This window comes from Sphingomonas sanguinis NBRC 13937 (assembly GCF_001591005.1).
GTDB lineage: Bacteria > Pseudomonadota > Alphaproteobacteria > Sphingomonadales > Sphingomonadaceae > Sphingomonas > Sphingomonas sanguinis.
Genome location: NZ_BCTY01000007.1, coordinates 36,658 through 49,546, shown reverse-complemented (window position 1 = coordinate 49,546; position 12,889 = coordinate 36,658). Strand labels below are relative to the sequence as shown.

Annotated in this window: 9 protein-coding genes; 4 read left to right on the top strand and 5 right to left on the bottom strand. The window is 69.4% G+C overall.

Annotated features, from left to right (window positions below; translation table 11 throughout):
• The first annotated feature begins 14 nt into the window (after positions 1-14).
• The 3 genes from SSA01S_RS05615 to SSA01S_RS05605 all read left to right on the top strand — a co-directional run bounded on the left by SSA01S_RS05615 (position 15) and on the right by SSA01S_RS05605 (position 3,132).
• Positions 15-1,520 (top strand): glycerol-3-phosphate dehydrogenase, encoded by a 1,506-nt coding sequence (locus tag SSA01S_RS05615; RefSeq protein ID WP_061779576.1) that lies wholly within the window; start codon positions 15-17, stop codon positions 1,518-1,520.
• Positions 1,517-2,308: a DeoR/GlpR family DNA-binding transcription regulator gene (locus SSA01S_RS05610; protein ID WP_061779575.1), complete on the top strand. Its 792-nt coding sequence runs from the start codon at positions 1,517-1,519 to the stop codon at positions 2,306-2,308. The genes SSA01S_RS05615 and SSA01S_RS05610 overlap by 4 nt, the downstream gene beginning before the upstream one ends.
• Before the next feature lie 71 nt (positions 2,309-2,379).
• On the top strand, positions 2,380-3,132 hold the full coding sequence (locus SSA01S_RS05605; protein ID WP_058733286.1) for a FadR/GntR family transcriptional regulator: 753 nt from the start codon (positions 2,380-2,382) through the stop codon (positions 3,130-3,132).
• Here SSA01S_RS05605 and SSA01S_RS05600 read toward each other — a convergent pair.
• The 4 genes from SSA01S_RS05600 to SSA01S_RS05585 are packed head-to-tail and all read right to left on the bottom strand — an operon-like array spanning position 3,129 to position 9,272.
• Positions 3,129-4,121, bottom strand: coding sequence for a DUF2891 domain-containing protein (locus SSA01S_RS05600; protein ID WP_061779574.1), 993 nt, complete (start codon positions 4,119-4,121; stop codon positions 3,129-3,131). The genes SSA01S_RS05605 and SSA01S_RS05600 overlap by 4 nt on opposite strands.
• On the bottom strand, positions 4,118-5,023 hold the full coding sequence (locus SSA01S_RS05595) for a DUF979 domain-containing protein (RefSeq protein WP_061779573.1): 906 nt from the start codon (positions 5,021-5,023) through the stop codon (positions 4,118-4,120). Before SSA01S_RS05595 ends, SSA01S_RS05600 begins: the two co-directional genes overlap by 4 nt.
• Positions 5,020-5,685, bottom strand: coding sequence for a DUF969 domain-containing protein (locus tag SSA01S_RS05590; protein WP_061779572.1), 666 nt, complete (start codon positions 5,683-5,685; stop codon positions 5,020-5,022). The genes SSA01S_RS05595 and SSA01S_RS05590 overlap by 4 nt, the downstream gene beginning before the upstream one ends.
• A complete protein-coding gene (locus SSA01S_RS05585) occupies positions 5,685-9,272 on the bottom strand; it encodes a hydantoinase B/oxoprolinase family protein (protein ID WP_061779571.1) in 3,588 nt (1,195 codons plus the stop codon). The genes SSA01S_RS05590 and SSA01S_RS05585 overlap by 1 nt, the downstream gene beginning before the upstream one ends.
• A 158-nt stretch (positions 9,273-9,430) precedes the next feature.
• On the opposite strand from SSA01S_RS05585, the gene SSA01S_RS05580 reads away from it, so the two are divergent.
• Positions 9,431-12,139 carry a TonB-dependent receptor gene (locus SSA01S_RS05580; RefSeq protein WP_061779570.1) on the top strand — a complete coding sequence of 903 codons (2,709 nt, stop codon included), beginning with the start codon at positions 9,431-9,433 and terminating at the stop codon, positions 12,137-12,139.
• On the opposite strand, the gene SSA01S_RS05575 is transcribed toward SSA01S_RS05580, so the two are convergent.
• The gene (locus SSA01S_RS05575; RefSeq protein WP_061779569.1) at positions 12,117-12,857 is read right to left on the bottom strand and encodes an acid phosphatase; all 741 of its coding nucleotides are present in this window, start codon (positions 12,855-12,857) and stop codon (positions 12,117-12,119) included. The two genes, SSA01S_RS05580 and SSA01S_RS05575, sit on opposite strands and share 23 nt — an antisense overlap.
• Between the last annotated feature and the right edge of the window lie 32 nt (positions 12,858-12,889).

The following is a 12,889-nucleotide window of genomic DNA, read 5'->3' as shown; positions in this document are numbered from 1 at the left end:
CAGGGACAAGCCAGATGACGAACCGGGACATGGAGAGGATCGACCTGCTGATCGTCGGCGGCGGCATCAACGGCGCCGGCATCGCGCGCGATGCGGCCGGACGTGGCCTGTCGGTGATGCTGGTCGAGCAGGACGACCTGGCCAGCCATACCTCCTCCGCCTCGACCAAGCTGATCCATGGCGGCCTGCGCTATCTGGAGTATGGCGAGTTTCGTCTGGTGCGAGAGGCGCTGATCGAGCGCGAGCGGCTGCTGAACATGGCGCCGCACATCATCTGGCCGCTGTCCTTCGTATTGCCGCAAACCCAGTCGCCGCGCCCCGCCTGGATGGTGCGGCTGGGCCTGTTCCTTTACGACCATCTGGGCGGTCGCGAGAAGCTGCCGGGCACGCGCACCGTCGCGCTGGAAAAGTCGGCGCTGGGCGCGGGACTTTCGCCGCGAAAGGGCAAGGCTTTCGTCTATTCGGACTGCTGGGTGGAGGACAGCCGCCTGGTCGTGCTGAACGCCATGGACGCGCGCGAGCGAGGCGCGCGGATCGAAACCCGCACCCGGCTGATCAACGCCAGGCGCGACGGCGAAGGCTGGACCGCGACCGTCGAGGCGGACGGCCAGAGCCATACCGTCCAGGCGCGCGTGCTGGTCAATGCGGCGGGGCCCTGGGTCGCCGATGTGATTGGGCGGACGCATGGCGCGCGGCGCGATCGCGGGGTGCGCCTGATCAAGGGCAGCCATATCGTCGTGCCCCGTCTCTATGACGGCGATCATGCCTTCATGCTGCAGAATGACGACCGTCGCATCGTCTTCGCCATCCCCTATGAGGGCGCGTTCACGCTGGTCGGCACCACCGACGAACCCTGGACCGATGCCCCCGCCAAGGCATCGATCAGCGCAGCGGAGACCAGCTATCTGCTCGACACCGCCAATCGCTATTTCGCGCGCAAGGTCGGGGAGGCGGATATCGTGTGGAGCTATGCGGGCATCCGCCCCCTTTATGACGACCATTCCGCCAATGCCTCGGCGGTGACGCGCGACTATGTGCTCGACCTGGATACGGGTGCGGAGGGCGAGGCGCAGGCGCCGATGCTGAACATCTTCGGCGGCAAGATCACCACATACCGCAAGCTCGCCGAGCACGCGATGCGCGAACTGGCGCGGTTCTTCCCGCAGGCGGGATCGGCCTGGACGGCGGGTGCGACACTGCCCGGCGGCGACATCGCGGATGCCGATTTCGAGCGGTTCCTGCACGAGCTGACCGCCCGGCACCCGGCCCTGCCGCCCCAGCTGCTGCGTCGCCTGGCCCGCGCTTACGGCACGCGTGTCGACGAGCTGCTGGCGGCCGGTGACCTCGGCCCGGACCTGGGCGGCGGGCTGCACACGGCTGAGGTGGATTATCTGGTGAAGGCCGAATGGGCGCGCACGGCAGAGGACATTCTCTATCGCCGCAGCAAGCTGGGCCTGCACGTCCCCCTCGAGACCCCCGAACGGCTGGTGCGCTATCTGGCAGAGCGGGGCATCGCGTGAAGCCTGCCGCGCCCGACATCGTCGCCGCGCGTCATGCCGCGATCCTCGACATCGCGCGGCGAACGGGCAGCGTCGGGGTCGACGAACTCGCCGCAAAGCTGGGCGTCACGCCGCAGACGATCCGCAAGGACCTGAACATCCTGGCAGGCCAGTCGATGTTGGCGCGTGTTCATGGCGGCGCGGTCGTCACCTCGGGCACCGACAATCTGGCCTATGGCGAACGGCGCATGGTCGCCGCCCCGGCCAAGTCCGCCATCGGGGCCGCCGCCGCCGCGCTGGTGCCCAACGGGGCGAGCCTGTTCATCAATATCGGTTCAACCACCGAAGCGATCGCCAGGGCGCTGGTCGACCACCGCGACCTGATGGTCATCACCAACAATCTGAACGTTGTCGACATCCTCGGCGGGCGTCCTTCGATCGAGGTCATCGCGGCGGGCGGCCGGGTGCGCGCCAGCGACCGCGCCGTGGTGGGGGCGCTGGCAATGGACTTCATCCGGGGGTTCAAGGTCGACATGGCCCTGATCGGGGCGTCGGCGATCGACACCCACGGGACCTTTCTCGACTTCGACGTGGACGAGGTACGGGTGTCGCAGACGATCATCCGCCACGCCCGCCAGGTGCTGCTCGCCCTGGACGGATCGAAGCTGGAGCGCGCCGCACCGGTCCGCGTCGGCGACATGGGCGATGTCGACTTCCTGGTCACCGACAGCGCCGATGCCCGGCTGGCGCAGGCCGCCCGCGCCGCCGGTACGACCGTCGTGGAAACCGATCGCAACGGAATGTCGTAATTGGCCTGACACACATTGGTCTGACACTGGCGCTTGACCAGCATCCCGCCTCGGCCCCTATAAGGGTTGTGATGGACAACAATACGACCCAGGACCGGCTTTACCGGGAACTCGCCCGCACGCTGATCGCCGAGTTGCAGGAGGGCCGCTACCCGATCGGCACGCGCATGCCTGCCGAGCGTGAGCTGGCGACCCGGTTCGACGTCAGCCGCCCGGTCATCCGCGAGGCGCTGATCGCACTGGAAGTCCAGGGCTTTATCGAAGTCCGCATCGGATCGGGCGCGCATGTCGTGGCGCTGCCCGGCCAGGGCGAGACACCCGATTTCGGCGTGTCGGCGATGGAAGTGGCCGAAGCCCGCCTGCTGTTCGAGCCCGAAGCGGCAGCGCTGGCCGCGACCCAGATCACCGAGGCGGAACTGGACGAACTGGCGACGCTGGTCGATGCGATCGAGGAAGAGAATAACACGGTCGGCGGCGCCTTCCGCGCGGACCGCGCCTTCCACACGCTGATCGCGCGCTCGACCCGCAACAGTGCGATCCTGGAGACGATCGACCGGCTATGGGAACAGCGGCTGCGCTCGGCCGAGAGCGTGCTGCTGGACGCCAAGGTGCGCGAGATCGACGTGCGCCCGATCGTCGAGCATCACGCCGCGATCCTGGAGGCGCTGCGCTCCGGCGATGCGGTGGCGGCGCGTGTCGCGATGCAACGTCACTTGACCGCCGCGCTGGAGGGTCTGCTGATCGCCAGCGAGGCCCGCGCCGTGGCGGAAGTCCGCCAGGCGCTTGCCGCCAAGCGCGACCGGACCGCGCATCTGAAGATTTAACCCGCCAGCGCCAACAGCGCGAAGGTGGCGAGCCAGTGCTCGCCCATATAGTCGTCCCCCAGATGCGGCAGGCTGGCGGCGAGATGCGCCTCCACCGCCGCTTCGGCGCGGGCGGCGACCGGGTGGTTCGGTCCCAGCTTCGCCGCGATCACCCGCCAGCACCAGGCGCGGCTGAGGTTCAAGCCGTCGAGATGCGCGATCTTGCCGTCGCTTCGGTCCGACACGGTAGCGGGGGTGAAGAGCGTCACGGGCTCGCCGGTCGCGACGCGCGGGAGGAACCCGTCGAACCAGGCGTGAAAGTCGGGCGCGTCGAGCACACGGCTCATCACCAGCGCCTCGGTCAGGGCGGGCGACAGGAACTCGTCGCCGCCCGGCTCCCAGGCCTGGCAGTCCCGATCGTGCGCGAACCAGCCTTGCACCGACTCCGCGATCAGCGCGCGCAGTGCCGTGTCGCGCGTCTCCGCCCAGTCCCAGGCCAGGGTCAACGCGAAGCTGGTGTTGAAATGCGTCCCCACGCGCAAGGGATAGGTCAGGCGCGGCAGGAACGCGTGCAGGCGGCCAGCAAAGAACCGCGCAATCGGCTCCAGCGTCTTTGCCCAATCGGCGTCATGACGGCTCGCCTCGTCCTGCAGCGCCAGCATCCAGGCCCAGCCATAGGGCCGCTCGAAACCGCTCGCGCTCGGCCGCTCCAGATAGGCCATTTCGCCCGCGACCTTCTCGGCCGTGAACATCGCGTCCGCCTGCGCGCGGATGGCGGCGGCGGCGTCGAGATCGGGATAGAGGCGGATCAGGCGCAGCAACTGCCACCAGCCATGGACACAGCTATGCCAGTCGAAGCTGCCATAAAAGATCGGATGCAGCTCGGACGGGGTGCGCGCATCCTCCGGCCCGTTCAGGACATGGATCAGGCAGTTGGGATATTCGCGCCCGACATGGCCCAGGGTCATGGCGGCAAAACGCTGCGCGGTGGCGCGGTCCAGTCGGGTCATGCGATCATTCCGTAAAGCAGCAGGATGTTGAAGGCGAGGAGCGGCAGGGCGGTCGGCACCTGCGCGCGGATGACGCCATATTTGTCCCTCAGGCCAAGAAGCGCGGCGGGCAGCAAATTGAAATTCGCCGCCATCGGCGTCATCAGCGTCCCACAAAACCCCGCCAGCATGCCCACCGCCGCGACGATGGCGGGGTCGGCGCCCATCTGGCGGATCAGGATCGGCACGCCGACCGCCGCCGCCATCACCGGAAAGGCGGCAAAGGCATTGCCCATGACGATGGTGAACAACGCCATGCCCAGCGCATAGGCCAGCACCGCGCCGATGACGCTGCCCATAGGGATAACCGCGCCGATCAGCCCACCGACGACCGCGCCGACCCCCGCCAGCGCAAACACTGCGCCCAGGCTCGCCAGCATCTGTGGCATCACCAAGACCCAGCCGATATCGTCGATCAACCCGCGTCCCGCCGCAAAGGGCTCGTCCGCCCTTGCCCGCAGCAGCACCCCGCACAGCAGCAGCGCCACGATCGTCCCCAGCGTCAGCGCGACGAGCGTCGCCTGTTTGGGATCGACCCAGGTCGGCACCTGCTTGAACGCCAGCGTCCCGACCAGCGCGACCACCGGGATGATGAGCGCGGGCACGAAGACCTTGGCCCCATAGCGCTCCCCCGCCGGTTCGACCGGCGCGGCGCGGCGCATCCGCCCCGAGGCGGCAATGCCGACCAGGGCTAGCACCAGCACACCGTTGCCGACATCGCCCAGCCGGTCCCCGGCGAAAAAGGACAGTGCGATCAGCGCGAAGAAGACGCCATTGGCCCAGCGCCGGCCCTTGAGCGACAACAGCGCGAAGGCGGCAAAGACCAGTCCCGCAACCGCATAGACCAGGTTCAGCCCGATCATCGCTCTGTCCTCCGCGCCGACAGTCGCCGGTCGAGAAGCCACAGCCGGAAGCCATGGATCATGAAGGCCGCGATGGCGGTCGGGATCGCCCAGACCGACAGCTGGAACGGCTCCAGCATGATGCCATAGCCCTCCAGCACGCCCTTCATCAGCAGGATCGACCCGACCGCGAGGAAGATGTCCTCGCCAAAGAACAGGCCGACCGTGTCGGTTGCCGCCGCCATCGCCTTGACCCGCTCCGCATCCTCGACCGCCCCGCCCTGCCGCTCGGCGGCCGCCTCCGCCATCGGCGCGAGCAGGGGGCGCACGGTCTGCGCGGGTCCGGCGACCGACGTCAGGCCCAGCGCCGCCGTCACCTGCCGGAACAGCAGATAGCCGGTGAGCAGCCGCCCCGCCGTCGCGCCCTGCAACCTCGCCACCAGCGCGCGAGCGCGAGCCTGAAGCCCCCGCCGCTCCAGTAGCCCGATGACCGGCAGGACCATGTAGATGGCGGTGACGTAGCGCGTCTCGTTAAACGCATGGCCGAAGGTCGCCAGGATCCTCACCGGGTCGAGCCCCGCCGCCAGCCCAGTGACGAGCGCGGAGGCGATGATCACCAGCAACGGGTTGAAGCGGAGCAGGAACCCGCCCGCGATGACGACGATCCCGGCGAGCATCCACATCAGCGTTCCTCCGCGCCGTAACCGCCGCCGCCCGGCGTCTCGATCACCAGCACGTCGCCGCTCTTCATCTCGATCCCGGCGGTGGACGCGAGATCCTGCGACGTGCCATCCGCCCGCTCGATCCGGTTGCGCCCAGCCTGTCCGGCACCCCCGCCGTTCAGGCCAAAGGGCGGCACAACGCGGCGATTGCTGAGGATCGCGGCGCGCAAAGGTTGCAGGAAGCGTATCCGGCGGTGGGTCCCGTCGCCGCCGCGGTGGCGGCCCACCCCGCCCGAGCCGCGCCGGATCGCGAACTGTTCGACCAGCACCGGATAGCGGGTCTCCAGCACTTCGGGGTCGGTCAACCGGCTGTTGGTCATGTGCGTCTGGATCGCGTCGGCGCCGTGATGGTCCGGACCCGCCCCCGCGCCGCCCGCGATCGTCTCATAATATTGATAACTGTCGTCGCCGAAGGTCAGATTGTTCATCGTTCCCTGGCTCCCCGCCATCGCGCCCAGCGCGCCCAGCAGCGCGTCGGTGACGACCTGGCTCACCTCGACATTGCCCGCCACCACGGCGGCGGGGAAATGCGGGTTGAGCATCGAGCCTTCGGGCACGATCAGCGTGACGGGGCGCAGGAACCCTTCGTTCAGCGGCACCGCCTCGTCGACCAGCAGCCGCAGGACATAGAGGACGGCGGCGCGCGTCACCGCCAGCGGCGCGTTGAAGTTAGTCGGCCGCTGTTCGCTGGTGCCAGTAAAGTCGATGGTCGCATGGCCCTGCACCGCATCGATCGTCACCCGCACCGCGACCACCGCGCCGTCGTCTAGCGCATAGCGGAAGGTGCCGTCCGACAGGGTGGCAATCATCCGCCGCGCCATCGCCTCGGCATGGGCCTGGACATGCGCCATGTACCGCGTGACGACGCCCTGCCCCTGTTGCGCCGCCAGCTGGCGAAGCCCCTCCGCGCCGCGCGCGCACGCCGCGACCTGGGCCGCCAGATCGGCGATATTCTGGTCTATGTTGCGCGCCGGATAGGGGCCGCTGGCAAGCAGGTCGCGGATCGCCTGCTCGCGCATCGCGCCGTTCTCGACGATCAACACGTCGTCGAACACCACACCCTCCTCCGCCAGCGTTCGGCTGTCGGGCGGCATCGATCCGGGCGTGGTCCCGCCGACATCGGCATGATGGCCCCGCGCCGCCACAAAGAAGGCGGGCGTCTCACCCCCTGCAAAGACCGGCATGATGACGGTGATGTCGGGCAGGTGCGTGCCGCCGCGATAGGGATCGTTCAGGGCATAGACCTGCCCCTCGCGCATCGCGCCGCTCCGCGCGCGGATGACGGTGCGGATACTCTCGCCCATCGATCCGAGATGCACCGGGATATGCGGCGCATTGGCGACCAGCCCCCCGTCCGCGTCGAACAGCGCGCAGGAGAAATCCAGTCGCTCGCGGATGTTGACCGAGGCAGCACTGCGTTGCAGCGCCGCGCCCATTTCCTCGGCGATGCCCATGAACAGACCGGCGAAAATCTCCAGCCGGACGGGATCGACCGCTTCCTCCGCCGCCTGCTCGCACCGCGCACCGACGCGTTCGAGCAACAACGTCCCCTCCGCCAGCACCCGCGCCTGCCAGCCGGGCTCGACCACCACGGTCGACACCGGATCGATGATCAGCGCCGGCCCCGCCAGGACAGCCGCCGCCGCCAGCCCCTCCCGCCGGTACACCGGAACATCGTGCCGCTCGCTCGCCAGATACATGGCGACCCGGTCGATCGGCTCGGCGGATCGATCGGGCAGAGCGGGCGTGGGAAGCGCCTGTGCAGCATCCCCGGCGATCGCCTCGACGCGAAGCTGCTCGACCACCAGCCTGTCGTCGCCGACAAAGCCGAAGCGCTGGTGATGCGCGGCCGCGAAATCCTGCGCCATCGACTCCGGGCTGCCCCAGGCGACGCCGATCGTCTGGTCGTTGCGGGCATAGCGCAGCTGCGCCAGCACGGCGAAGCGGATCGTGGTCGGGTCGACGCCCTGCGCGGCCAGCCCGTCCTTCGCCTCCTCCCGCAACGCCGCCAGCGCGGACACCAACGCGTCATCACCCAGCGGCAGCGCGACCGTCGCGTCGCGCACCACGCTGCGATCCGCCAGGCCGATGCCGACCGCCGACAGCACCCCCGCCAGCGGATGGATCAGCACCCGCTCCATGCCCAGCGCATCGGCGACCAAGCAGGCATGCTGCCCGCCCGCCCCGCCGAAACAGGCCAGCGCATAAGAGGCCGGGTCCTCACCCCGCGCGACCGACACCGCACGGATCGCCCGCGCCATATTGGCGACCGCGATGGCGACCAGCCCCTCGGCCGCCGCCATCGGGTCCAGCCGCTCTCCGCCCGCCGCCGCCACCTCGTCCAGCAAGGCGTCCAGCGCCCGATCGGCCGCCGCACGGTCGGGCGGCAGGTCGCGGTTGGGGCCGAACAGCGCGGGGAAATGCTCGGGCTGGATCTTGCCCAGGATCATGTTGCAGTCAGTGACGGTCAGCGGCCCGCCACGCCGATAGCAGGCCGGGCCCGGCTCCGCCCCCGCCGAGGCCGGGCCGACCAGCAACCGCCCGCCATCGAAGTGACAGATCGATCCGCCGCCCGCCGCCACCGTATCGATCCGCATCATCGGCACCGCGACACGCACCCCCGCCAGCACCGCGTCGGATCGCCGGTCATACTGCCCGGCATAGAGCGAGACGTCGGTCGAGGTGCCGCCCATGTCGAACCCGATGATCCGGTCGAAACCGGCTCCTCGCGCCGTCCGGGCCATGCCGACGATCCCGCCTGCCGGGCCAGACAGCAGCGCATCCTTGCCATGGAAATGCTCGCCCGCGACCAGCCCGCCGCTCGACTGCATGAACAGCAGGCCGCCGTCCGCCGCACTGCCCAACCCAGCCTCCAGCCCCCGGACATAACGTCGCAACACCGGCGACAGATAGGCGTCCGCCAGCGTGGTGTCGCCACGCGCGACCAGGCGGATCAGCGGCGCGGTGCGGTGGCTGACCGAAATCTGGGTAAAGCCCGCCGCCTCCGCCAGTTCGACCAGGGCCAGTTCGTGCGCCTGATGCTTCCACCCGTGCATCAGGACGATCGCGATGGAGCGCAAACCCCGGGCATAGGCCTGGGCAAAGGCCGCCGCTGCGCCGTCGCGGTCGAGCGGGGTCCGGACGCTGCCGTCCTCCGCCACCCGCTCGTCGATCTCGACCACCCCGGCGAACAGCGGTGCGGGGCGGCGGATGTCGCGTGCGAAGATATCGGGCCGGTCCTGATAGCCGATGGTCAGCGCATCGCCGAACCCGCGCGTGATCGCCAGCAGCACCGGCTCGCCCTGCCGCTCCAGCAGGGCATTGGTCGCGATGGTCGTGCCGATGCGGATCGCGCAGGGAGGAAGCGGCCCGTCGCCCACGCCGGTCAACTGCCGGATCGCCGCCTCAGCCGCGTCATGACGGCGCTCGGGATCTTCGGAGAGCAGCTTCGTCGTGACGAGCGTGCCATCCGGCCGCCGCGCGACGACATCGGTGAAGGTGCCGCCACGGTCGATCCAGAATTGCCACTGCGCCGCCGGTTCCTGCATGTCATTCCTCCGTCGCCGCCGTTGGTACCATCGGAAACGATCTTTGCCACTGACATGCGCCCTACATAATTGCCACCTATCGGCGCGGCGCGGACAGACTTTGGTGATGGCGGGGGCAGCAGCGAGCGAATGATTTTCGGCCCACCGGGCGGGTGGTCATGACGATGCTGGTGGCAACGGCGCTGATGGGGGCGCTGATGACGACGCAGGCCGATCCCCTCCTGTCCATCGATCTTCCCCCCGGGCCCATCGCTGCGGGGCTGGACCGGCTGGCGCGGCAGGCGGGCCAGGCCGTGGTCGCGCGTCCCGGCGATCTGGCGGGACGAACCGCGCCCGCGCTGAAGGGACGGATGCGCCTGTCGAGCGCCCTCGCTCGCTGGTGCCGTCCGGCCGGTCTTTCCTGTCGTCGGATGGCGGGCGGAATCGTGGTGCGCGCCGCCGGGCCGATACCGCGTCGAGACCCGCCTCCGGTGCACCGGCTTGCGCCCGCCCCGCCGGTCGATCCCGTCACCGGCCCGGACGTGATCGTCACCGGCCGCCGGGGCACGACCATACAGGGCGAGTTGGAGCGCAGCTATTCCGCCTCGCATCTCGATAGCGTCGAACTTGCCCGGCGACCGCCGCAAAGCCTGGCGGAGCTGCTGTCCGGCCTGCCCGGCCTGTGGGTCGACAGTTCGGCCGGGGCGTCGGCCAATACCATCCGGGTGCGCGGTATTCCACTGGACGGGTATCAGGCGATCGCCGTGCAGGAGGACGGGCTGCCGGTGCAGCATGACACGCTGGCCTGGACCGATATCGACCAGTTCGTCCGCCCCGACCTGATGATCGAGAGCGCCGATTATGTGCGCGGCGGCCCCTCCGCCATCTTTGCGAGCAATGCGCCCGGTGGTGTGCTCAACCTGCGCACGCGAGCTCCCGGCGGCCGGTCTGGCGGGGCGATGCGGATGACGACCACCGACTATGGCCTGGCGCGGTGGGAGGGCTATGCGACCGGACCCGTTGCTCCTGGCTGGCGGCTGATCGCGGGCGGCGCGGTCGTGCGGGACCCGACGGTGCGGCGCATCGCCTCGACGCTGGGGGGCGGGCAGATGCGGGTCCGGCTCGACCATGATCTGCCCGGTGGCGGTCTGCTGACGCTGGCCATCCACGCGTTGGCCGACGACACGCTCAACGTCTCGTCGGTGCCGATGCGGGTCGCGCATGGCCGGATCATGCCGCTGCCCGGCTTCGATCCCCGGCGCGGCAGCTTTTTCGGGCCGGAACTGACCAGCCTGCGCTTTGCCGCGTTGGGCGAGCGACCGCTGGGGCGCAACAACCATAATCGGATGGTCATGCCGTCGCTGGCTTTGAGCCAGCCGATCGCGGACGGCCTGCTGACGGTGCGCGCCCATGTCCGGACCTCGCGGACCGAGCGTTATGCCCTGTCCTCCTCGGGCAATGCCGTCCCCGCCGCGCAGGCACTGGCGGACGCGATGCCCCGCCTGACCGCCGCCTATCCGGACACGGCGCAAGTCGCCCTCACCCATGCGAGCGACGGCAGCGCTTTTGCGGCCTTTCCCGGAAATAGCTTGGTCATCGCGCTCAACCCGGTCACCGCGGACACACGCCTGGCGGAGGGTATTGTCGATCTGTCCTATGCACGGCAGCTGGAGTCGGCGGGGCGCCATGACCTGACGCTTGGCATGTATGCAGTCGGCTATCGCTGGGACTTTTACCGGGCCGTGGCGCGCGTGCTGGTCGAAGCGCGCGAGCAGGGGCGGCGGCTGGACCTGTCGGCGCTGGACGCCGCCGGGCGAGTGCTGGGACGACTGACCGATCAAGGCCTGATCAACGGCGGATCGACCTATGAGGCGATGGTCGGGCATCAGCATCTGGTCGCGCTTTACGTTGCCGATGAGTGGCAAGTGGCAAGGGATTGGCGGATCGACTGGGGCCTGCGTGACGAACGCGCGCTTCTGTCGGCGCAAGTCGAGCGGCCGGCGACGCGCGATGGCGGCGACCCGACGACACTGGCCGACGATCGGATCATGGTCGGGTCCAGGCAGTGGGACGCCTATCGCCAGCCGATCGCCCGAACCGCTGCCACGCTGGCGCTCCACTGGCGCGCCAGCTCGGAGACCGGGTTGTTCGCGCGCATCACCCGCGCGATGCGGCTGCCCGATCCGGGTGTGTTCCGCGTCGGCGGCGGCGACCCGGCGCGCGCGCTGACCATCGAGCAGGCCGAGCTGGGCCTGATCTGGCGACGGGATCGATGGGGCTTGGACGCAACCCTCTTCGCCAGCCGCTTTCCCGATATCGCGCTGCCCGATCTGTCGCTCGATCCCGTCACCGGTGCGGTGCGGGTGGGTGAGCGCAATCCCGTCGCACGCACGCTGGGCCTGGAGCTCAGCGCCCATGCCGCGCCCATATCCGGCGTATCGCTGCGCGGGACGGTGACCGTGCAGGACCCCAGGCTGCAATCCTATCGCGTGACCAGCCTCAGCGGCGGCCTGCCCGTCGTCACCGATCTCAGCGGCAACATGCCCCGTCGCGTGCCCCGGCTGATGGCAAGCCTGTCGGCCAGCGCCGCCCTGCCCGGCACCGGCATCACGATTGACGGCGATGTCTCGGCGATGGGACGACGCTATGCCGACGACGCCAACAGCCTGGCCTTTCCCGGCTTCGCGATAGTCGGGCTGGGCGCGCGCTGGGCGGCGAGCCCGGCCCTGACGGTGCAGTTGCGCGCGACCAACCTGTTCGACCGGATCGCCATCATGCAGGGCGATGCCGTGGGAGGCGAGGTCCGGGCGGGCAACACGGACGGCATCGTCACCGTCCGCGCGCAGCAGGGCCGCGTCGCCAGCCTCAGCGCGGACTGGCGGTTTTAGGAGCGCGGTAGCGCGCCAGTTCCTCGGCCGCAGCGGCCATGTCGCGACGGAAGGCGGCATTACCATGTTCGCGCGCATAGACCGCGCTGGCCGCCATATAGCCGCCCTCGACTGCGCTCTGGCTGTGCGAACCGCAAATCCAGCGGCTGTCGCCATAGTCGCGGCCCCGCGCCAGAAGTGCGTTGGCCCGGTCGGGCAGCAACTCGGCCATGATCAGCGCAAAGCCCCAGCCATGGGCGGTATGGCCCGAGGGATAGTCGCCATTGGCAATCAGACCCGGCGTGCGCGGCTCGCAAATGGGCAGGTCGCTGCCGATAAAGGGACGCGGGGATTGCCAATGTGCCTTGGCCATGCGGATCGCCGCCGAGCGATCCGCGTCGAACCGCGCCAGCAGTGCTCGGGTCAGCGGCAACTTGGTCCAGTCGGGCCGGAAGCCCAGCGCATCGGCGAAGCGCGCGCCCACGTCGCTCGACACGTCCGCCGTCGCTTGTTGCCACCGCGCCATGCCGCGCAGCGCCCGGCTGTCACGAAATACCCGTGCATCGGCCAGCACCCGCGGCGAACCCGGCGTCGGCGGACCCGGCAGGATGGTCGCGAGGTTAACGCCCTCGCCAGCGGCCAGATAGCCCTGCCTGTCCTTGGCCATCACCCCGGAAGTCGACACCACCATCAAGCCGACCGCCGCCGCCAGCCCCCATCCCCGCATCACCCCGGCCATCCTATTGATCCCACCCAAGAAACGATCGCTCT